This is a genomic window from Klenkia marina, from assembly GCF_900101025.1.
Classification (GTDB): domain Bacteria; phylum Actinomycetota; class Actinomycetes; order Mycobacteriales; family Geodermatophilaceae; genus Klenkia; species Klenkia marina.
Genome location: NZ_FMUH01000004.1, coordinates 272,427 through 293,212, shown reverse-complemented (window position 1 = coordinate 293,212; position 20,786 = coordinate 272,427). Strand labels below are relative to the sequence as shown.

The following is a 20,786-nucleotide window of genomic DNA, read 5'->3' as shown; positions in this document are numbered from 1 at the left end:
GCGTCGGAGCACCCGGGGTTGGATGCGTCCGGGGGACGTGGTCCCCCGGACGCCGGGGGCTCAACCCTTCGCTGAGACCTCCTGCTGGTACCGCTCGGTCATGGTCGCCACGGCCTGCAGCTGTGCCGCGGCGTAGTCCTCGCGCTTGCCGGCCGCGCGCTCCTTCGCGCCGAGGGTGGCCTGCGCGTGGGTGACCTGGCCGCCCTGGAAGTGCGGGAACACGTGCTGGGCGATGAGCTCGTACGAGCGCTTCGTGGCCTCGGGGTTGGCCCACTCGTGGGCCAGCAGCAGCATCGCGCCGAAGCCACCGGACTGGTCCCAGAGCTTCTGCACCTGCTTGCGTGCGTCCTCGACGGTGCCGATCGCGCCGATGCCGGCCTCGTTGATGAAGTCGATCATCTCCTTGACGTCGCCTCCCTCGACCGCCATCTGCGGGAACGCCGCCGTCTTCTGGAAGTAGCGGAACCACTGCTCGATGCCGAACTGCACGTCGGCGTAGGCCTGCTCGCGGGTCTCGGCGACGTGCATGAGCCCGACCAGCCGCCAGTCGGCGCGCGACACCGTCGTGCCGTTGGCCTCGGCGCGCTCCTCGACCACGCCCCAGTGGTGGGCGAGGGCGTCGAAGCCGTCGGGGCTCAGCGTCGCGCCGATCGACAGCAGCCCGATGCCGTGCGTGCCGGCCTGCTTGGGGCCGGTCGGCGACGCCACCGCGGCGACGGCGACGTCGAAGAGCGGCTCGCTGTAGGGCCGCAGATGCAGCCGGGCGTCGACCAGGGTGTGCGTGCGCGTCGTCGCGGTGACCGTCTCGCCGTGCAGCAGACGCATGATGATGTCGAGGTTCTCGGCCAGCAGCTCGCGGGTGGCCGTGGGGTCCAGGCCCAGCATCATCGAGTCGGTGGGCAGCGAGCCCGGCCCGCACCCCAGCATGACCCGGCCGCGGGTGAGGTGGTCCAGCAGCACCATGCGCTCGGCCACCCAGAGCGGGTTGTGGTAGCTGATCGAGGTGACGCCGGTGCCCAGCTTGATCCGCTTCGTGCGCTCGGCGGCCGCGGCGATGAAGATCTCCGGCGAGGCGATGATCTCGCTGCCGGCGGAGTGGTGCTCACCGATCCAGGCCTCGTCGTAGTCCAGCCGGTCCAGGTGGGCCACCAGCTCGAGGTCGCGCTGCAGCGCCGTCGTGGGGTTCTCCCCCGCCGGGTGGAACGGGGCCAGGAAGATGCCGAACCGGAGCCTGCTCATGGGTGCCTCCGCACTGAGGGGATGAGACCCCGATCACAGCCCACGGTGCGGCGCCCGGTCAACCGTTGCAGCGCGCTGCTCAGTGGCTGCGGAAGGCCTCCTCGAGCCACCACGACGGGGCGGCGTCGACCACCTTCGCGTCGACCAGGAACGGCCGGTCGCGCGGGCCGGCCAGCCACTCGGCGACCGGGGCGAGGTCGGCGGCGGTGCGCACCGTGACGGCCCCGAAGCCGAGACCGCGGGCCCAGGCTGCGAGGTCGGCGTCGGGGAACCGGGCCAGGCCGACGTCGTACCCGTCGGGCCCGAAGTGGTGCACCTCGGCGCCGTACGCCGCGTCGTCGTAGACCACCACGAGCATGCCCAGGCCGAGCCGGACGACGGTCTCCAGCTCGCTGGCCCCCATCAGCGCCCCGCCGTCGCCGAGCGCCGCGACCGGCAGCCGGTGCGGCTGGGCGACCGCCGCGCCGATGGCCGTGGCCAGGCCCAGCCCGACCGACTGGAAGGCCTGGGTGAAGCAGAACCCGCGCTCGTCGGGCACGGACAGGTACATCGACGGATAACCCATGAAGTTGCCCGAGTCGACGGCGACGACCCGCTCCGCCGGGAGCAGGGAGTCCAGCTCGCGGCTGAGCACCCGGGGGTCGATGCGGTCGGCGGTGGAGGTGTCCGGGGTGGCCACGTCGGCCCACCGGCCCTCGGCGGCGATGCGTGCGCCGACGGCATCGGTCCGCCAGCCGGTGCGCGCGGGCCCGACGAGCTCCCCCACGGCCGCGGCGGTGGCTGCCACGTCGCCCAGCACGCCGACGTCGACCGGCCGGTGCCGACCGATGGCCTCGAGCTCGACGTCGACCTGCGCCAGGACGGCGTCGGGGTGCAGCAGGCGGCCGTGCCGCGTCGTCCAGCCGTTGAGCGCGCAGCCCCACCCGACGACGAGGTCGGCCTGCCCGATCAACTCGGCGGCGAGGTCGGTGGCGAACCCACCGGAGACGTCGAGCGACCAGGGGTCACCGACGAACAGGCCGCGGGCCACCGCGCTGGTGGCCAGGAGCGCACCGCAGCGGGCGGCCAGCGCACGCAGCGCGTCGCGGGCGTCCGGCCCGCGCGCACCGCGACCGGCGACGAAGACCGGCCGGCGGGCGGCCTGCAGGGCCGCGGCGAGGGCGGTCGCCGCCTCGGCGGTCGGCTCCGGCACCGGGACGGCCACCGGGGCGGGCACCTGCACGTCGGCCGGTGCGTCGGCGGCCTGGACGTCGAGCGGCAGGTCGAGCACCACCGCCCGGCGCTCGTCGCGGGCCAGCCGGTAGGCGGCGACCGCCTGCGCGACGGCGGTGTCGGCGGAGGTGGCCGTGCGGGACTCGGCCCCCACCGCGCGGGCCAGGGCCGGCTGGTCGACGAAGAAGTTCGCCCGCGGGTCGACCACCGCGGCGGCCAGCACGAGCAGCGGTGTGCGGCTCTTCGCGGCCTCGGTCAGACCGGTGAGCGTGTTGGTGAACCCGCAGCCCTGGTGGACCGTGACGACGCCGACCTCGTCGGTGGAGCGCGCCCAGCCGTCGGCCATGGTCGTGGCGCCGGCCTCGTGCCGCGCGGCCACGAACGCCGCGCCCGCGTCGACGAGGGCGTTGGTCAGGTGGAAGTTGCCCGACCCCACGACGCCGAAGACCTGGCGCACGCCCTCGGCCGCGAGGGCCCGCCCGATCGCCTCCGCGACGCGCACGGCGCCTCCTCGCTGGTGTGGACGTGCCGGAACGACGAGACCCCCGGCCCTGGTGGGCCGGGGGTCTCGTTGTGTGTAGCCCCGAAGGGATTCGAACCCTCGCTACCGCCGTGAGAGGGCGGCGTCCTGGGCCGCTAGACGACGGGGCCAGAACTGCAGTGCAGATAGTACAAGAGGAGGTGGAGCGTTCCTCGCTGGGGTACCAGGACTCGAACCTAGACTAACGGAACCAGAAACCGTCGGGCTGCCAATTACCCCATACCCCATGGGCTGTGCTGTTGTGTGCGGGCCTTGCGGCGCCGTCGAAGACACTACCCGATGCCCTCCGACGGTTCACGCACCCCCCTCCCGGGACCACCGCGCGTCGGGCTGGGGCGCCACCGGCGGGGCGCTCCGCGACCCCCACGGGGTGGGCACCCACGACGGCCGCCACGCCGTGGGTGGGTGGCGCAGGTCGACCGCGGGGCTCACCAGCTCCGGCCGCAGCGTGCCGCGGGCGCGCGCGACGACGGCCACGTAGGCGCCCATGACGACGACGTCCAGCAGCACCACGAGCAGTGCGGTGCCGAACGAGGGCAGCGCCGTCGCGACGCCGCCGCCCAGCGCCCCGGCCAGCACGAACACGACGACGTTGTTGACCGCGTGCAGGACGATCGCCGCCTCGAGCCCCCCGGTCAGCCTGGTCACCCACGAGGCGGCCAGGCCGAAGAGGAAGCGGTCGAGGAAGGTCAGCCAGTCCGGCGGGGCGTGCGCGGCGGAGAACAGCGCAGCGGTGAGCACCGCGGCCACCACCGCACCGGTGCGCTCGGTCCGGAACCAGGCCGCGATCGTCTGGCTGAGGTAGCCGCGGAACACGAACTCCTCGGCGGCCGACTGCAGCGGGGTGGTGAGCAGCACGACCACCAGCAGCCACACGTAGCTGCCGTCGGGGCCGGTGACGCTGACCGGCCCGTCGGTCAGCGAGATGCCGATCGTCGCGGCCACGCCGACCCCGATCGTGGCCAGCGCACGCCAGGTCAGCGGGACCAGCAGCCGCCAGCGGATCCCGCCCAGCACCGACCCCGACCAGCCGCGGCCCAGGCCGTGCGCGACCGCCCAGGACGCCCACACGATCGGGATCGCCACGATCAGCGACGCGTTGGTCATCAACAGCACACCGGGGTCGGTGAGGTCGAGCAGGTCGGCCACCGGCACGACCCCGGTGACCGCGACCGCGAACACCACCAGGACGGCGGCCACCGCGTACAGGACGGCGAACATCAGCAGACCCAGCAGCGGGCGCCACCACGCCCAGTCGCGCGCCCGCATCAGCCACGCGTAGGGCTGCGGGGTGTCGAAGGGCGCCGCACCGGGCGGCGTGACCGGGCGGCCGGGCGCCAGGGGCGGCCCCGGCGGCAGGGCACCCGGCGGCAGAGCACCCGGTGGCAGGACACCGGGCAGCAGCGCACCCGCCGGGGCGCCGGCGGACGGAGGTGGCACGGTCCCGGGGGACAGCACCCAGCCCCGCGGCGCCTGCTCCCCCGGCGCGGCGGGACGGGTGACCGGGGGCCCGGCGTAGGACCACCCGCCCTGGCTCCGGTCCCCGGCCCACCCCGGCCCGCCACCGGTCACGCGCCTGCGACCTCCCGTGCCCGGGCGAGCCGGGCCAGCGAGACCTCGCGCCCGAGCAGCTCCATCGACTCGTAGAGCGGGGGGCTGACGGTGCGGCCGCTGATGGCCACCCGCACCGGCCCGAAGGCCTGCCGCGGCTTGCGGCCCAGGTCCTCGACCAGCGCCTGGCGCAGTGCGGCCTCGATCGCCTCCGTCGTCCACCGCGGGAGAGCGGTGAGCGCCGCGGTGGCCGCGTCGAGCACCTCGACGGCGTCCGGGCCGGTGAGCTGCTTGGCCACCGCCGCCTCGTCGAAGGCCACCTCGTCGACGAACAGGAAGCCCAGCAGGCCCACGGCCTCGGACAGCACGACCATGCGCTCCTGGGCCAGCGGCGCGATGGTGTCGAGCACCCGCTGCTGCTCGTCCGTCGGGGTGGCCTCGACCAGCCCGGCGGCGGCGAGGTGGGGCGTCACCCGGGTGACGAACTCCTCGACCGGCAGCGCGCGCAGGTGGGTGGCGTTGATCGCCTCGGCCTTCTTGAGGTCGAAGCGGGCCGCGTTGGGGCTGACCCGCCGCACGTCGAAGGCCTCGACCATCTCGGCCGGGGAGAACACGTCGCGGTCCTCCGCGATCGCCCAGCCCAGCAGGGCCAGGTAGTTCACCAGGCCCTCGGGCAGGAAGCCGCGTTCGCGGTAGAGGTCGAGGTTGCTCGTGGGGTCGCGCTTGGAGAGCTTCTTGTTGCCCTCGCCCATGACCAGCGGCAGGTGCCCGAAGCGGGGCGCGCCCTGGGCCAGGCCCACGTCGGTGAGCGCCGAGTAGAGCGCCAGCTGGCGCGGGGTGGAGGAGAGCAGGTCCTCCCCGCGCAGCACGTCGGTGATGCCCATCAGGGCGTCGTCGACCGGGTTGACCAGGGTGTACAGCGGCTGGCCGCCGGCCCGGGCGAGCACGAAGTCGGGCACCGCGCCGGCGGCGAAGGTGACCTCGCCGCGCACGAGGTCGTCCCACGAGAGGTCGGTGTCGGGCATGCGCAGGCGCAGCACCGGCTGGCGGCCCTCGGCACGGAACGCGGCCTTGGCCGCCTCGGTGGTCTCGCGGTCGGCGCCGTCGTAGCCCTGCTTGGGGTCCTGCCCGGCGGCGACGCGGCGGGCGGCGACCTCCTCGGGGGTGGAGAAGGACTCGTAGGCGTGCCCGCCCTCGACCAGCTTGGCCAGCACGTCGCGGTAGATCTCGCCCCGCTCGGACTGCCGGTAGGGGCCGTGCGGCCCGCCGACCTCGGGGCCCTCGTCCCACTCGAGCCCGAGCCAGCGCAGGCTGTCGAGCAGGTGGCGGTAGGACTCCTCGGTGTTGCGGGCCTCGTCGGTGTCCTCGATGCGGAAGACGAACTGGCCGCCGGTGTGCTTGGCGTAGGCCCAGTTGAACAGCGCCGCGCGCATGACGCCGACGTGCACCGTGCCCGTGGGCGAGGGGCAGAACCGGGTGCGGACCGGGCCCGGGGTCGCTGCGCTCATCGGGCGGTGGAGGTGGTGTCCGCGCCCGTCACGGAGTTGGTCAGCTCGCCCAGGCCCTCGATGGCGACGGTCACCGAGCCGCCGGCGCGCAGCGGACCGACGCCTGCCGGGGTGCCGGTGAGCACGACGTCGCCGGGCAGCAGCGTCATGACCTGCGAGATGTAGGAGATCAGCGTCGGGATGCCGAAGAGCAGCTGGCTGGTGCGGCCGTCCTGGCGCAGCTCGCCGTCGACGGTGCACGTGACCTGCAGGTCGGCGGGGTCCTTGCCGATGCCGGGCAGGTCGGTCTCGATCCAGGGGCCGATGGGGCAGAACGAGTCGAAGCCCTTGGCCCGCGTCCACTGGTTGTCGGCGCGCTGCATGTCGCGCTCGGTGACGTCGTTGCCGATCGTGTAGCCGAAGATGCTGGCTGCGGCCTGCTCCTCGGTCACGTGCCGGGCGCCGCGGGCGCCGATGACGACGGCGAGCTCGGCCTCGTGGTGCACGTTGGTGCTGCCCGGCGGGATGCGGATCGCGTCGCCGGGCCCGATCACCGAGGTGGAGGGCTTGAGGAACAGCAGCGGCTCCTTCGGGGCGTCGCCGGTCTTCATCTCCGCGACGTGGTCGGCGTAGTTCTTGCCGACGCAGACCACCTTGCTCGGGAGGATGGGCGACAGCAGCCGCACGTCGGCCGCGGCGTGCCGCTGGCCGGTGAAGTTGATCTGGCCGAACGGGTGGCCCTCGATCTGGGCGACCTGGCCGTCGCCGTCGAGGACGCCGAAGGACATGCCGGTGGGTGAGGCGTAACGGACGATGCGCACGGGTCGAGGCTACTGAGGTGGCCGGACCCCCCGCTCGAGGGCCAGGATCACGCGCATGGCCTGCCGCTTGACCTCGGTCGTCGTCAACTGCACCGACCCCGCCGCGCTCGCCGGGTTCTGGGCCCAGGTGCTCGGCTGGCAGGTGCACGAGGACCCCGACGGCACGGAGGACGGCGACCTGGTGACGATCGGGCCGGTCGGCGCGCCGGACGCCCGGCCGGTCATGGACTTCATCGAGGTGCCCGACCCGACTCCTGGACGTCGGCGCCTGCACCTGGACGTCAACCCCGTCGACCGCGACCAGGACGCCGAGCTCGCGAGGCTGCTCGAGCTCGGCGCCGTGCGCGTGGACGTCGGTCAGGGTCCGGTCACCGAGGACATGACCTGGTACGTGCTGGCCGACCCCGAGGGCAACGAGTTCTGCCTGCTGCGCTCGCAGGTCAGCGGCTGACCACCGCGTAGGTGAGGGCGTCGACCAGGGCCAGCCAGGAGGCCTCGACGACGTTCTCGTGCACGCCGACCGTGGTCCACTCCCCGGCCTTGTCCGTGGTGTCCACCAGCACGCGGGTGGTGGCGCTGGTGCCGCCGGTCCACCCCAGGATGCGCACCTTGTAGTCGCTGAGCGCCACGTCGGCCAGCTGCGGCCAGCGCGTGACCAGCGCAGCGCGCAGCGCGTTGTCCAGCGCGTTCACCGGGCCGTTGCCCTCACCGACGGCGACCACCCGCTCGGTGCCGCCGTCGCCGTCCGGGAGCCCGACCTTGACCACCGCCTCGCTGACGACGGCGCCGTCGGTGCGGTGCTCGACCGTGGTGCGCCAGCTCTCCAGCTCGAACAGCGGTGCGGGGGCGCCCGGCAGCTCGCCGCGCAGCAGCAGCTCGAACGAGGCGTCGGCCGCCTCGTAGGACCAGCCGCGGGCCTCGCGCTCCTTCACCGCGGCGACCACGCGGCCCACCGCGTCGCCCTGGCCGGTGAGGTCGACGCCCAGCTCGCGGCCCTTCAGCTCGACCGAGGCCCGGCCGGCCATCTCGGTGACCAGGATGCGCATGTCGTTGCCGACCACCGCCGGGTCGAGGTGGTTGTACAGCTCGGGGCTGACCTTGATGGCGCTGGCGTGCAGGCCGGCCTTGTGGGCGAAGGCCGAGGCGCCCACGAACGGCTGGTGGTCGTCGGGCGTGAGGTTGGCCAGCTCCGCGATGGCGTGGCTGACCCGGCTGAGCTCGGGCAGGCACTCGGCGGGGACGACGGGCAGCCCCATCTTGGTCACCAGGTTGCCGATCAACGTGAACGTGTTCGCGTTGCCCGCGCGCTCGCCGTAGCCGTTCGCCGTCCCCTGCACCTGGGTGACCCCGGCCTCCACCGCGGCCAGGGAGTTGGCGACGGCGCAGCCGGTGTCGTCCTGGCAGTGGATGCCCAGCTGGCCGGTGACCCGGCCCCGCACCTCGGTGACCACCCGGCTGATGCCCGAGGGCAGCATGCCGCCGTTGGTGTCGCACAGGACCCCGACCTCGGCCCCGGCGTCGAAGGCGGCCTGCAGCACGGCGACGCCGTGGTCGGGGTCGGCGGCGTACCCGTCGAAGAAGTGCTCGCAGTCGACGAACACCCGCCGGCCGTGGCCGACCAGGAAGGCCACGGTGTCGGCGACCATCGCCCGGTTCTCCTCGGGTGTGGTGCGCAGCGCATCGCGCACGTGCCGTGGATCGCTCTTGGCCACCAGGCACACCACCGGGGCCTGCGAGTCCAGCAGCGCGCGCACCTGGGCGTCGTCCTCGACCCGGACGCCGGCCTTGCGCGTGGCGCCGAAGGCCACCAGCACGGCGTGCTGCAGCTGCAGCTCGGTGCGCGCACGGGCGAAGAACTCGGTGTCCTTGGGCAGCGCGCCGGGCCAACCGCCCTCGATGTAGGAGACCCCGACCTGGTCCAGCAGCCTGGCCACGGCCAGCTTGTCGGCCACGGAGTAGGTGATGCCCTCGCGCTGGGCGCCGTCGCGCAGCGTGGTGTCGAAGACCTCTACACGGGGGTGGTTCACGGGGGGGCTCCTCGCAGGACGGTGCCGGGCACAAAAAAACCTCCCGGGGTACGGGAGGCGGGCGCGCAGTCGGGGGGTGACTGCGCGCTAGGCGATGATGATCGTGCCGGTGGTGTGCATCGCCGCAGATGATGACACCCCCGTGCCGCGCCGGGCAAGCGGCGCGTGTGCGCCACGTCGCGGGGCCCGACAGCCGCGTGGGCGCACACCCAGCCGACGGGTGCGCGCCCACGCGGGTGCTCGGCCCGCCCGCCGGGGCGGGCCGCGGGGTCAGCTCGCCGGAGCGGGCCGAGGGATCAGCCGCCGGCGAGGGCGGCCAGGCGGTCGCCGACCTCGGCGGTGCGCAACGGCTGGCCCGCGTCGCGGGTGGACAGGTCGAAGGCGACGGCGGCGTTGACCTTGCGGGCCTGCTCGGGGCGGCCCAGGTGGTCCAGCAGCAGCCCGACCGACAGCACCGTGGCGGTGGGGTCGGCGATGCCCTGGCCGGCGATGTCGGGGGCCGAGCCGTGCACGGGCTCGAACATCGAGGGGTTCGTGCCCGAGGCGTCGATGTTGCCGCTGGCGGCCAGGCCGATGCCCCCGGTGACGGCGGCGGCGATGTCGCTGATGATGTCGCCGAACAGGTTGTCGGTGACGATCACGTCGTACCGGCCGGGGTCGGTGACGAAGAACATCGACGCCGCGTCGACGTGCTGGTAGGCCACGGTGATCTCGGGGAACTCGGTCGAGACCTCCTCGACCGTGCGCGACCAGAGCGACCCGGCGTGGGTGAGCACGTTGGTCTTGTGCACCAGCGTGAGGTGCTTGCGCGGGCGGGCCACGGCCTTCTCGAAGGCGTAGCGCACGACCCGCTCGACGCCGAAGGCGGTGTTGAGGCTGACCTCGGTGGCCAGCTCGTGCGGGGTGTCGCGGCGCAGCACGCCGCCGTTGCCCACGTAGGGCCCCTCGGTGCCCTCTCGGACGCACACCATGTCGACCTCGCCGGGCGCGGCCAGCGGTCCGGTGACGCCGTCGTAGAGCTTGGCCGGGCGCAGGTTGACGTGGTGGTCGAGCTCGAAGCGCAGCTTGAGCAGCAGGCCGCGCTCGAGGATGCCCGAGGGCACCCCCGGGTCACCGACCGCGCCGAGCAGGATCGCGTCGTGCCCGCGCAGCTCGTCGAGCACGCTGTCGGGCAGCAGCTCGCCGGTGCGCTGCCACCGGGCCGCGCCCAGGTCGTAGTGGGTGGCCTCGACGTCGGGGGCGACCTCGCCCAGGACCTTGAGGCCCTCGGCCACCACCTCGGGGCCGATGCCGTCTCCAGGGATCACTGCCAGGCGCATGGGACGAGAGGTTAGTGCCCCGCTCCCGGCCCACCGGCACCCGGACGCACCGGCACCCCCCGCAGGTGGTGCGTCGCGGGGGGTGCCGGTGTGCCGTGCGGTGGATCAGCCCGCAGGTGCCCCCTCGGGGGCGTCCGAGGCCGGGTCGTCCGAGGCCGGGGCATCCGACACCGGGGCATCCGAGGCCGGGGCATCCGAGGCCGGGGGCGCCGGGGGCTCGGTCACCTGCTGGTCCGGCGGCGTCGTCGGCTCCACCGGGGTGGTGTCCGCCGGCGGCGCCGTCGTCCCGGTCGTCGTCGCGTCCGCCCCCGGGGCGACCGGCACCGACTGGTACCGACCGGCCTCTCCCGAGTTCTGGTGCAGCACGACCATCGCGCCCTTGTCGCCGCCGACCGCGGTGTCCGCGGCGTAGGAGGCGGCGTCCTGGGTGACCGCCAGCTGCGTGCCGTCGGTGGCCGGGACCACGAGGGCGGTCTCGCCGTCGGCGGTGAACGACAGACCCGGCGCGGTCGGGTCGAAGCTCATCGCCTGCGGCGCGAGCTCGACCTGGCCGTCGGGGCCGGTGACGGTGCCGACGTCGTCGACGGTGCCGGCGTAGCTGGTGGTCCGGACACCGAAGGTGATCCGCCCGGTCACCTCCGGCAGCGCCGAGAGCGACACCCCGAACACCTTCACGTCGGAGTCGAAGACGTTCGTGTCCACGAGCCCGTCGTAGACGTTCAGCGGGGCCACGAACGGCTCACCACCGGGGCCGACCAGGTTGCCGTCGCGGTCGGCGACGACCACCAGGGGCAGGTCGTAGTCGGTGATGCTGGTCGTGGTGACCAGGTAGTCCCAGACCCGGTCCCCGGTCGCGTCGATCACGATGCTGGTCGAGATGGGGGCCAGCGGCGTGGTCGCCGTGCCGTGCGAGGCGACCGCGAAGTAGAGCCCGGCGTCCTCGTACTGCAGGGCGTCGGAGGCCACCCCGACGGCGGCGAGGTCGACCGAGCGCTCGAGCTCGCTCTTGTAGCAGGTGCTGGCCGGCTCGGCGGTGCACTTCGGCATCTCCGGGCTGGTGCCCAACTGCTCGAACCCGCTCACCAGCGAGGTGTAGCTGGTGGGGTCGAACAGGTCGCCGTTGGCCACACCCTCACCGGCGAGGCCGATGGTCGAGCCGTCCTCGGACGGCGTCGCCTGCAGGGTCGACGACGGCTTGGGATTGGCGTGCACCGGCACCCGCAGCACCTCGCCCCGGTTGTTCGTCGGGGAGAGCACGACGCGGCCGCTGGCCTCGCCGATGAACTGCCGGCCGTCGTCGGTGACCACGGTCGGGTCGGCCACCTTGAGCAGCTGGTCCTGGGTGGCGGTCATCGTGACGGTGACCGTGCGGCTCTGGCCCGGGGGGATGGTGAGCCGCTGCGCCGACAGGGCGTAGCGGACGCCGGGCTGGGCCGCCAGCGACTCGTAGCTGACCCGGTAGACCGCGGCGTTGCCGCCCTTGTTCTCCACGGTGATGGTCTTGGTCGCGCTGACCTGCTCCTGGTCGACCTCGACGACGCCGAAGGACGCCGTGACGACGCCCGACCCGGCCTCGGCGTACGCGAGCACCTCGTTGCGCAGCGCGGACGCCGCGTCGATGCGGCCGGCCCCGACCCGGTTGGGCCCGTACCGGTCGCCGGTCTGCCCGGCCTCGGTGTACACGTCGTGGGTCGCGGTGTTCATGAGGTTCGCCTTGACCTCCTCGGTGGTCCAGTCCGGGTGCGCCGCGCGGATCAGCGCGGTGACACCGGCGGTCACCGGGGTGGCCATCGAGGTGCCCGACAGGCTCGCGCCGCCGGAGCCCTGGCCGACACCGGCCGAGAAGACCGTCACGCCGGGGGCGGCGACGTCGGGCTTGGCGCCGTCCTCCTGGCGCGTGCCCCGCGAGGAGAACGAGGCCAGCAGGTCGACCTGCTCGGGGTCGGTGTAGGTCGAGGCGTCCTTCAGGCTCGGCCCGAAGGTCACGGTGACCGTCTGCCCGCCGGCGACCGCGTCGCGCACCGTGCCGCCGTCGGTGGCCGGCACGAGGATGCCGGGGATCGCGGCGACGCCGGTGATGCCGGTCTCGAGCAGGTCGTCGTCACCGATGATGACGAACCCGATCGCACCGGCGTTCGTGGCGTTGGTGCCCTTGGCGACCGAGCCGCAGGTGAACCCGTCGGCCTCGATGAGCAGGACCTTCCCGGCGGCGTACCCGGCCGGGAGCGCGGCGCAGGCCGACTCGTTGCCGGCCGGCGGCAGCAGGAGGTCGCCGGTCACGTCGGGCTTCACCGTGCCGGCCTCGTCGACGTCGCTGTAGGCCTGCGACCGCAGCCCCGGGCGGGTGCCGTCCACCAGGCCCGCGGGCGAGGTGACCTGCCAGCCGTCGAAGACGCCGTATCCGTCGTTGGTGGCCGCGACGCCGATGCCGCGCGGGGCGTTGCCCGGCGAGCCGCCGATGTCGTAGCTGTCCCCGGCGTTGCCGGCCGCGAGCACGGTCAGCATGCCCAGCTGCATCGCCTGGTCGATGGCCAGGGAGTCGGCGTCGTCGGCCAGGCCGTAGTCCGAGCCGAGCGACAGGTTGACCACGTCGAGGTGGTCACTGGGGTCGCCGTCCTGGTTCGGGTCCAGGGCCCACTCGATGGCCTGCATGGTGACGTCGGTCGAGCCGTCGCAGCCGAAGACCTTGAGCGCGTACAGGTCGGCCTCCGGCGCCATCCCGGGGCCGATGCGCAGGTCGGCCGGGACGCCGTCGGCGTAGCCGCCGGTGTAGGTGCTGCCGTCGGCGTTCACGCCGTAGCCGGCCGACGTACCGGCGACGTGGGTGCCGTGGCCGTTGCAGTCGAGCGGGTTGGGGTCGGGCATGGCGACCGGCTGGTAGGCCGGGCTGGTCGGGTCGGCGTTGTAGCTGTCGCCGACGAAGTCGTAGCCGCCGACCACCTTGGCGTTGGGGAAGATGCCCGCGGGGGCGGGCTGGGCCTCGTAGGACTGCAGCGTGTCGAACTGGTCGACGCTGCCGCTGCCGCCGAAGTCGGTGTGGGTGTAGTCGATGCCGGTGTCGATGATGCCGATCGAGACGCCTGCGCCGGTGTTGCCGAGGTCCTGCCAGGCCTGCACGGCCTGGACGACCGAGGCAGCGCCGGTGTTGCTGATCTGCTTGGGCGTGATCGGGTGCACCGCGACGACGTCGGGCAGGGCGACCAGGGCCTCGTAGTCGGCGGCGTCGGCCCGCACGGCCACACCCGACAGCACGGTCGAGGTCGTGTAGAGCACCTGGGCAGCCGGGACGGCGGCCGGCACCTGGGCGGCCACCTCGGCCGCGGCGGCCTCGGCGGCGGGCTGCGCCGCGGCGGCAGCCGCCCCGGCAGCCGCCTCACCGCTGGGCAGGGCCTCGGTGAAGACCTGGGACGTCGACGGCGTCGCGGTCTCCACGAAGAAGGAGGTCGGGCCGCTCTCGGGCAGCCCCGCAGGCCGCTGGCCGGCGAGCTGGGCTGCGACCTGGTCCTGGACCTGCTGGAGCTGGTCGGGGCTGAGCGAGACCGGGTCCTGGCCTGCCCGGGCGGCGACGTCGGACGGTGCGGCCGAGGCGAGGCCGGACCCTCCGGTCATGGTGAGGGCCGCCGCGATCGCGACGATCCCGCCCCGGGCGAGGACGCGGTGGCGTCCCTCCGGGGGTGTGGTGGTGGTCCTGGGTAGCACGTGCACCCCTGTTCGACGGTGAACTGGATCGGGAGGACGGCGCCGGGTCCCCGCCTGCACGACCGGCGCCGAGGATGTCCACGCTGGTCGTGAGCAACGCTTCGGACCATGACCCGTTCGGCCCAGTTGGGTGCGGCCGTTCGGCGCAGATGACCGATGCACGTGACGGATGCGTGACGGACTGCGTCGGACCCGTCCACCCGGAGCAACCGGTCACGCAGATGGAGCAACCAGGTTGCTCCGGACGCAGAGTGCCTCACCGCTGAGCGATGTCCCCCTGGCAGTCACCTGGCCGTCGGCCGCCCGTCCGCTGGGCCCACCGACGACGACGGCGCCGACCCCCGGGGTGGGGGTCGGCGCCGTCGTCGGCGTGCAGGTGGGGTCAGACCGGGTTGAGGTCGGCCGCCCGGGCCTCGCGTGCACCGATCTGCGCGGCGATGTCGGCCAGCAGCTCACCGCTCACCTCGCTGTCGACGGTGACGGCCATCAACGCGTCGCCGCCCTGGGTGGTGCGGCTGACCTGCGCGCCGGCGATGTTGATCCCGGCGGCACCCAGCGCGGCGCCGACGGTGCCGACCACGCCGGGCCGGTCGGCGTAGGTGAAGAACAGCAGGTATCCCTTGGCCTCGAGGTCGATCTCGAACCCCATGACCTCGGTCAGCTTGGGCACCTGGTTCTTGCCGTAGAGCGTGCCGGACACGGTCACCTCGGTGCCGTCGGCCATCGCGCCCTGCACGCTGATCAGGTTGCGGTAGTGCGGGCTCTCGACGTCGGCGGCCAGGGCGACCTCGAGACCACGCGCCTCGGCCAGCAGCGGGGCGTTGACGTAGGTGACCTGCTCCTCGACCACGTCGGAGAACACCCCTCGCAGCACGGCCAGCTGCACGACCGACACGTCGTACTCGGCGATCTTGCCCAGCACGCGCACCGACACCGACTGCGCGAGACCGCCGGCCACCGCGGTGAAGACCCGGCCCAGCTTCTCGGCCAGCGGGAGACCCGGTCGCACGTCCTCGGCGACGACCCCGCCGGCCTGCACGTTGACCGCGTCGGGCACGAAGTCGCCCTGCAGCGCGAGCCGCACGCTGCGCGCGACCGCGGTGCCGGCCTTGTCCTGCGCCTCGGTGGTGGAGGCACCCAGGTGCGGGGTCACCGCGACGTTCGGCAGCCCGAAGAGCGGGCTGTCGGTGCAGGGCTCCTTGGCGTACACGTCGATGCCCGCGGCGCCGACCTGACCCGAGCGCAGCGCGTCGGCCAGGGCGGCCTCGTCGACCAGCCCGCCGCGGGCGGCGTTGACGATGATCACGCCCTTCTTCGTCGTGGCCAGCTCCTCGGCCCCGATCATCCCCAGCGTCTCGGGGGTCTTGGGCAGGTGGATGGTGATGAAGTCGGACTCGCGGAGCAGCTCCTCCAGCGACACCAGCCGCACACCGAGCTGGGCGGCGCGCCCGGGCTGGATGTAGGGGTCGTAGGCGATGAGGGTGACGCCGAAGGCGGCCAGGCGCTGGGCCACGAGGACGCCGATGCGGCCGAGCCCCACGACGCCCACGGTCTTCTCGAAGACCTCGACGCCGCCGAACTTCGACCGCTTCCACGTGCCCTCGCGCAGCGAGGCGTCGGCGGCCGGGATGTGCCGGGCGGCGGCCAGCAGCAGGGCCACGGCGTGCTCGGCGGCGCTGACGATGTTCGAGGTGGGGGCGTTGACCACCATCACGCCGCGGGCGGTGGCCGCCGGGACGTCGACGTTGTCCAGCCCGATGCCGGCCCGGGCGACGACCTTGAGGTTCGGCGCTGCGGCCAGGGCCTCGGCGTCGATCGTGGTGGCACTGCGCACCATCACGGCGGCGGCGTCGGCGAGCGCGGGCAGCAGCGCGGAACGGTCGGCACCGTCGACGTGCCGGATCTCGAACTCCGACCCGAGCACCTCGAGGGCACTGGGGGCGAGTTCCTCCGCGATGAGGACGACGGGCGCAGGGGTGGTCACGGCTGCACAGCCTAGGACCCGCTGGTGGGGCCCTCCTTGCCCCTCCCCCGGCGGGCCGCCATCCTGGCGGTCCACCACCGGCGCGCACCCGCGCCGGTGACCCATGCGCGGAGGAGACCAGTGAGCGACCACCAGGGCGACCACGGCCGGTCGGAGACGACCCCCTACGGACCGAGCTCGTCGGAGGGGTCCTCGTGGACCGGGCAGGACGCCCAGCAGTCCTACGGCTCGGCCCAGCCCGACCCCTACGCCCAGCCCGACCCCTACGCCCAGCCGCAGCAGTACGGCTACGGCCAGCAGAGCGGGTACCCGCAGGGCGGCCACCAGCAGGGCGGGTACGTGCAGGGCGGGTACGCGCAGGGCGGGTACCCGCAGGCGGGCTACGCCCAGCCCGGCTACGCGCAGCCCTACGGCTACGGCCCGACCGCCCCGGCCAAGCCCGGCGCCGTCATCACCGCGTCGGTCTTCGGGTTCATCTTCGGCGCCATCGGCGTCCTGGTCTCCGGCGCGCTGATCATCTTCGGGGCCATCCTGGCCGGTGCGGGCAGCGGCGCCCGCAGCCTGGACGACGAGGTCCCCGGCCTCGGCAGCTTCCTGGGCGGCGCACTGGGTGCCGCCGTCGGCGCCGTGGTCGTCGTCGGCATCCTGGCCCTGGCCTGGACGGTCATCACCATCTGGGGCTCGGTGTGGGCGCTGACCGGCCGCAGCCGCGTCATGCTCATCGTCGCCGGGTCCATCTCGATCGTCACGACCGGCTTCGGCCTGGTGGGCAACCTGTCCAACCTGGGCAACGAGTTCGGCTCGACCAGCGGCGGCGACGTCGTCCTGAGCCTGGTGTTCTTCGGTGCCGCCGTCGCCATCGTGGTGCTGCTGTGCCTGGCCCCGTCGAACCAGTTCTTCGCCGCGCACCGCGCCGCACGCGGCCGGTGACCCCGCCCCCCGGCTCCCCCGGGCGGGTGCCCCCCGCCGCGGTCGCCGTGGTGGCCCTGGCCGGCCTGCAGGCCGTCTTCTGCCTGCTGCCCGGCCTGAACGGCCTCACGCTGGGGCTGAACGGCAGTGTGACCGCCTTCGTGATCGGCGGCCTGTACCTCGTGCTGTCCTCGGCGACGGTGCTGGGCTCGGTGCGCCTGTACCGCGGGGTCGAGGCGCGCACGCTGTCGGTCGTGTCGCTCGCGCTCTGCGCGGTGTGGCTGGTCAACCTGGTGCTGGCGATCGTGCTGGCCGGGCAGTTCGACGTCCTGTCGGTGCTGCTGCTGACCCTCGCGGTCGGGGTGGCGGTCGGCGTCCGGCGTCCGGAGGTCCGCGCCTGGGCGGGCTGAGACCCACCACGCAGAACGGCCCCGCACCCTCAGGGTGCGGGGCCGTTCGCGTGCGTGGATCAGGAACGCTGGGCGGTGCCGGTGTAGTCGTCCGAGGCCGAGACCCAGCTCATCAGCCCGCGCAGCTGGCGGCCGGTCTCCTCGATCGGGTGCGCCTCGGCGGCGGCCCGCTTGGCCTTGAAGTCCGGGGCGCCGGCGTCCTGGTCGGCGATGAACTTCGCGGCCCAGGTGCCGTCCTGGATGTCCTTGAGCACCGCGCCCATCGTCTCCTTGACGCGGGCGTCGACCACGCGCGGGCCGGAGGTGTAGTCGCCGTACTCGGCGGTGTCCGAGACCGACCAGCGCTGCTTGGCGATGCCGCCCTCGTACATGAGGTCGACGATCAGCTTGAGCTCGTGCAGGCACTCGAAGTAGGCGATCTCGGGCTGGTAGCCGGCCTCGGTGAGGGTCTCGAACCCGGCCTGGACCAGCGCGGACATGCCGCCGCAGAGCACGGCCTGCTCGCCGAACAGGTCGGTCTCGGTCTCCTCGGCGAAGGTGGTCTTGATGACGCCGGCGCGGGCGCCGCCGATGGCCTTGGCGTAGGACAGGGCCAGGGCCTGGGCCGAGCCGGAGGCGTCCTGCTCGACGGCGATGAGGCAGGGCACGCCCTTGCCGTCGCTGAACTCGCGGCGCACCAGGTGGCCGGGGCCCTTGGGGGCGACCATGGCGACGTCGACGCCGGCCGGGGGCTTGATGTAGCCGAAGCGGATGTTGAAGCCGTGGCCGAAGAACAGCGCGTCGCCGTCCTGCAGGTTGGGCTCGATCGACTCGGTGTAGAGCGTCCGCTGCACGTGGTCGGGCGCGAGGATCATGATCAGGTCGGCCTCGGCGGCGGCCTCGGCGGGGGTGACGACCCGCAGGCCCTCGGCCTCGGCCTTGGCGCGGGACTTGCTGCCCTCGGGCAGGCCGACGCGGACGTCGACGCCGGAGTCGCGCAGGGACAGCGAGTGGGCGTGACCCTGGCTGCCGTAGCCGATGACGGCGACGGTGCGCCCCTGGATGATCGAGAGGTCGGCGTCGTCGTCGTAGAAGATCTCGGCGGCCATGCGGTGGAGCTCCTTCGTTAGGTGGTGGAGGTCGTAGGGGTTCAGGAGGCGGAGCGCAACGTACCGGCGCCGCTCATCGAGCGCGGTCCCCGGGCCAGGGCGACGGTGCCCGACTGGGCCATCTCCTTGATCCCGAGGGGGGCGAGGACGGCGAGCAGCGCCTGCAGCTTCTCCGGGGTGCCGGTGGACTCGACGGTCACCGTGTCGGTGTTGACGTCGATGACCTTGGCCCGGAAGAGCTCGACGGTCTGCAGCACCTGGGCGCGGTCGGCCAGCGGAGCGCGCACCTTGACCAGCAGCAGCTCGCGCTGCACCGAGGCGCCGTCCAGCTCGACGATCTTGATGACCTCGACCAGCTTGTTCAGCTGCTTGGTGATCTGCTCCAGCGGCGCGCTCTCGACGTCGACCACGATGGTCATGCGCGAGAGGTCGGGGTTCTCGGTGGGGCCGACGGCGAGGGACTCGATGTTGTAGCCGCGGCGGCTGAAGAGGGCCGAGACCCGGACGAGGACACCGGACTTGTTCTCGACCAGGACCGACAGGGTGTGGCGCGGCATCAGACCGGACCTTCCGTGAAGACCGGGCGGACGTCCCGCGCGGCGAGGATGTCGTCGTTGCTGGCGCCGGCGGCGACCATGGGCCAGACCTGGGCGTCGGAGCCGACCACGAAGTCGATGACCACGGGGCGGTCGGTGATCTCCATCGCCGCGGCGATGGTGGCGTCGACGTCCTCGGGGCGCTCGCAGCGCAGCCCGACGCAGCCCAGCGCCTCGCCCAGCTTGACGAAGTCGGGGATGCGGATCGGCTCGATCTCGCCGCCGCCGGAGCCGCGGTTGTGCAGCCGGGTGTTGGAGTAGCGGCCCTCGTAGAACAGGGTCTGCCACTGCCGGACCATGCCCAGGTTGCCGTTGTTGATGACGGCGACCTTGATCGGGATGCCCTCGATGGCGCAGGTGGCCAGCTCCTGGTTGGTCATCTGGAAGCAGCCGTCGCCGTCGATGGCCCAGACGGTGGCCTCGGGCCGACCGGCCTTGGCGCCCATGGCGGCGGGCACGGCGTAGCCCATCGTGCCCAGGCCGCCGCTGTTGAGCCAGGTGCGCGGCTTCTCGTACTGCACGAACTGCGCGGCCCACATCTGGTGCTGGCCGACGCCGGCGCAGTAGACCGCGTCGGGCCCGGCGATGGCGCTCAGCCGCTCGATCACGTACTGCGGCGACAGCGCACCGTCCTCGGGCAGGTCGTAGCCCAGCGGGTAGGTCTCGCGCCAGCGGTCGAGCTGGGCCCACCAGCCCGAGAGGTCGGGACGGCCCTGCTGCTCGTGCAGCGCGGTCAGCGCGGACACCAGCTCGGTGATCGTCTCCTTGGCGTCACCCACGATCGGGACGTCGGCCTTGCGGTTCTTGCCGATCTCGGCCGGGTCGATGTCGGCGTGCACGATCGTGGCGCCGGGGGCGAAGCTCTCGAGCTTGCCCGTCACCCGGTCGTCGAAGCGGGCACCCAGGGCGACGAGCAGGTCGGCCTTCTGCAGCGCGGCGACCGCGGTGACGGTGCCGTGCATGCCGGGCATGCCCAGGTGCTGGGCGTGGCTGTCGGGGAACGCACCGCGGGCCATCAGCGTGGTGACGACGGGCGCGCCGGTCAGCTCGGCGAGCTCCCGCAGGGCGTCGCTGGCCTCGGCCTTGAGGACGCCGCCGCCGACGTACAGCACCGGCTGCTCCGCGGCCTGGATGACCGCGGCGGCCTCGCGCACCTGCTTGCCGTGCGGGCGGGTGGTCGGCTTGTAGCCGGGCAGGTCGATGCGCGGCGGCCACTCGAAGTCGGTGGTCGCCTGCAGGACGTCCTTGGGGACGTCGACGAGCACGGGACCGGGCCGGCCGGTCGAGGCCAGGTGGAACGCCTCCGCGATGCGCTGCGGGATCTCCGCCGGGTCGGTGACCAGGAAGTTGTGCTTGGTGATCGGCATCGTGATGCCGCGGATGTCGGCCTCCTGGAAGGCGTCGGTGCCGATGAAGCCGCTGGCCACCTGGCCGGTGATGGCCACGATCGGCACCGAGTCCATGTACGCGTCGGCCAGGGGGGTGACCAGGTTGGTGGCACCGGGGCCGGAGGTGGCCATGCAGACCCCGACCCGGCCGGTGGCCTGGGCGTAGCCGGTGGCCGCGTGCCCGGCGCCCTGCTCGTGGCGGACCAGGACGTGGCGCACCGAGGAGTCGAAGAGCGGGTCGTACAGCGGGAGGATCGCCCCGCCCGGGAGCCCGAAGACCAGGTCGACGCCCACGGCCTCGAGCGAGCGCACGAGGCTCTGCGCGCCGGTGATGCCGCGGTGCTCGCGGGCCGGGTCCACGACCGACCCCTCGGTGGTCTCGACGCCGATGGTGGCCTCGGCGGCCACCTGGGTGGGGGTCTCGGGGGCGGTGGTGCTCATCTGGTGCGGGTCTCCCTGGACGAGGGGTGGGTGTGCGGGCGGACGCGGCCAACAAAAAACCCCTCGTGCCAGCA

The 20,786-nt window shown here is 73.4% G+C and carries 15 protein-coding genes and 2 tRNA genes; 3 read left to right on the top strand and 14 right to left on the bottom strand.

Translation table 11 applies throughout. The features are described 5' to 3' along the window. Positions 1-60: 60 nt before the first annotated feature. The 7 genes from BLP29_RS13810 to BLP29_RS13780 all read right to left on the bottom strand — a co-directional run bounded on the left by BLP29_RS13810 (position 61) and on the right by BLP29_RS13780 (position 6,851). A complete protein-coding gene (locus BLP29_RS13810; protein WP_092805392.1) occupies positions 61-1,239 on the bottom strand; it encodes an LLM class flavin-dependent oxidoreductase in 1,179 nt (392 codons plus the stop codon). Between the two features lie 79 nt (positions 1,240-1,318). Beyond that, a complete protein-coding gene (locus BLP29_RS13805; RefSeq protein ID WP_092805390.1) occupies positions 1,319-2,953 on the bottom strand; it encodes a thiamine pyrophosphate-binding protein in 1,635 nt (544 codons plus the stop codon). A 76-nt stretch (positions 2,954-3,029) separates the two neighbouring features. Next, positions 3,030-3,102 (bottom strand) — tRNA-Glu (locus tag BLP29_RS13800). 45 nt (positions 3,103-3,147) lie between these two features. After that, positions 3,148-3,219 (bottom strand) — tRNA-Gln (locus BLP29_RS13795). A 67-nt stretch (positions 3,220-3,286) separates the two neighbouring features. Further along, positions 3,287-4,564: a CPBP family intramembrane glutamic endopeptidase gene (locus tag BLP29_RS13790; protein WP_133379169.1), complete on the bottom strand. Its 1,278-nt coding sequence runs from the start codon at positions 4,562-4,564 to the stop codon at positions 3,287-3,289. Further along, a complete protein-coding gene (gltX, locus tag BLP29_RS13785; RefSeq protein WP_092805388.1) occupies positions 4,561-6,051 on the bottom strand; it encodes a glutamate--tRNA ligase in 1,491 nt (496 codons plus the stop codon). The genes BLP29_RS13790 and gltX overlap by 4 nt, the downstream gene beginning before the upstream one ends. Continuing rightward, entirely contained in the window at positions 6,048-6,851 is an 804-nt protein-coding gene (locus tag BLP29_RS13780; protein WP_092805386.1) for a fumarylacetoacetate hydrolase family protein, read from the bottom strand. Before BLP29_RS13780 ends, gltX begins: the two co-directional genes overlap by 4 nt. A 55-nt stretch (positions 6,852-6,906) precedes the next feature. Here BLP29_RS13780 and BLP29_RS13775 point away from each other — a divergent pair, with 55 nt between their 5' ends. Continuing rightward, the gene (locus BLP29_RS13775; protein WP_092805384.1) at positions 6,907-7,302 is read left to right on the top strand and encodes a VOC family protein; all 396 of its coding nucleotides are present in this window, start codon (positions 6,907-6,909) and stop codon (positions 7,300-7,302) included. Here the strand turns inward: BLP29_RS13775 and cimA are convergent. The 4 genes from cimA to serA all read right to left on the bottom strand — a co-directional run bounded on the left by cimA (position 7,292) and on the right by serA (position 15,880). Then, positions 7,292-8,878, bottom strand: a complete 1,587-nt coding sequence (cimA, locus tag BLP29_RS13770) for a citramalate synthase (protein WP_092805382.1) — start codon at positions 8,876-8,878, stop codon at positions 7,292-7,294. The two genes, BLP29_RS13775 and cimA, sit on opposite strands and share 11 nt — an antisense overlap. Positions 8,879-9,174: 296 nt before the next feature. Then, positions 9,175-10,197 carry a 3-isopropylmalate dehydrogenase gene (locus BLP29_RS13765; protein WP_092805380.1) on the bottom strand — a complete coding sequence of 341 codons (1,023 nt, stop codon included), beginning with the start codon at positions 10,195-10,197 and terminating at the stop codon, positions 9,175-9,177. A gap of 105 nt (positions 10,198-10,302) precedes the next feature. Continuing rightward, positions 10,303-13,806 carry a S8 family serine peptidase gene (locus BLP29_RS21810; RefSeq protein WP_133379168.1) on the bottom strand — a complete coding sequence of 1,168 codons (3,504 nt, stop codon included), beginning with the start codon at positions 13,804-13,806 and terminating at the stop codon, positions 10,303-10,305. A 472-nt stretch (positions 13,807-14,278) separates the two neighbouring features. Next, complete coding sequence (gene serA / locus BLP29_RS13755) at positions 14,279-15,880, bottom strand: phosphoglycerate dehydrogenase (RefSeq protein WP_243469955.1); 1,602 nt, start codon at positions 15,878-15,880, stop codon at positions 14,279-14,281. 120 nt (positions 15,881-16,000) lie between these two features. Between serA and BLP29_RS13750 the strand changes: the two genes are divergently transcribed. Further along, positions 16,001-16,810: a hypothetical protein gene (locus BLP29_RS13750; protein WP_092805374.1), complete on the top strand. Its 810-nt coding sequence runs from the start codon at positions 16,001-16,003 to the stop codon at positions 16,808-16,810. Then, positions 16,807-17,199 (top strand): hypothetical protein, encoded by a 393-nt coding sequence (locus BLP29_RS13745; RefSeq protein ID WP_092805372.1) that lies wholly within the window; start codon positions 16,807-16,809, stop codon positions 17,197-17,199. Before BLP29_RS13750 ends, BLP29_RS13745 begins: the two co-directional genes overlap by 4 nt. A 59-nt stretch (positions 17,200-17,258) precedes the next feature. On the opposite strand, the gene ilvC is transcribed toward BLP29_RS13745, so the two are convergent. From ilvC to BLP29_RS13730, 3 genes are read right to left on the bottom strand one after another with little or no spacing between them, the layout of a single operon-like run. Beyond that, on the bottom strand, positions 17,259-18,287 hold the full coding sequence (gene ilvC, locus BLP29_RS13740; RefSeq protein WP_092805370.1) for a ketol-acid reductoisomerase: 1,029 nt from the start codon (positions 18,285-18,287) through the stop codon (positions 17,259-17,261). Positions 18,288-18,328: 41 nt separating this feature from the next. Next, on the bottom strand, positions 18,329-18,844 hold the full coding sequence (gene ilvN / locus BLP29_RS13735; protein WP_092805368.1) for an acetolactate synthase small subunit: 516 nt from the start codon (positions 18,842-18,844) through the stop codon (positions 18,329-18,331). After that, positions 18,844-20,712, bottom strand: a complete 1,869-nt coding sequence (locus tag BLP29_RS13730) for an acetolactate synthase large subunit (RefSeq protein WP_092805366.1) — start codon at positions 20,710-20,712, stop codon at positions 18,844-18,846. The genes ilvN and BLP29_RS13730 overlap by 1 nt, the downstream gene beginning before the upstream one ends. Positions 20,713-20,786: the final 74 nt, after the last annotated feature.

Bases quoted from the DNA above. Each gene is read 5' to 3' on its own strand.
- BLP29_RS13810 (WP_092805392.1), bottom strand. From the start codon at position 1,239: ATGAGCAGGCTCCGGTTCGGCATCTTCCTGGCCCCGTTCCACCCGGCG.
- BLP29_RS13775 (WP_092805384.1), top strand. From the start codon at position 6,907: ATGGCCTGCCGCTTGACCTCGGTCGTCGTCAACTGCACCGACCCCGCC.
- ilvN (WP_092805368.1), bottom strand. From the start codon at position 18,844: ATGCCGCGCCACACCCTGTCGGTCCTGGTCGAGAACAAGTCCGGTGTC.
- ilvC (WP_092805370.1), bottom strand. From the start codon at position 18,287: ATGGCCGCCGAGATCTTCTACGACGACGACGCCGACCTCTCGATCATC.
- BLP29_RS13765 (WP_092805380.1), bottom strand. From the start codon at position 10,197: ATGCGCCTGGCAGTGATCCCTGGAGACGGCATCGGCCCCGAGGTGGTG.
- gltX (WP_092805388.1), bottom strand. From the start codon at position 6,051: ATGAGCGCAGCGACCCCGGGCCCGGTCCGCACCCGGTTCTGCCCCTCG.
- BLP29_RS13730 (WP_092805366.1), bottom strand. From the start codon at position 20,712: ATGAGCACCACCGCCCCCGAGACCCCCACCCAGGTGGCCGCCGAGGCC.
- BLP29_RS21810 (WP_133379168.1), bottom strand. From the start codon at position 13,806: ATGACCGGAGGGTCCGGCCTCGCCTCGGCCGCACCGTCCGACGTCGCC.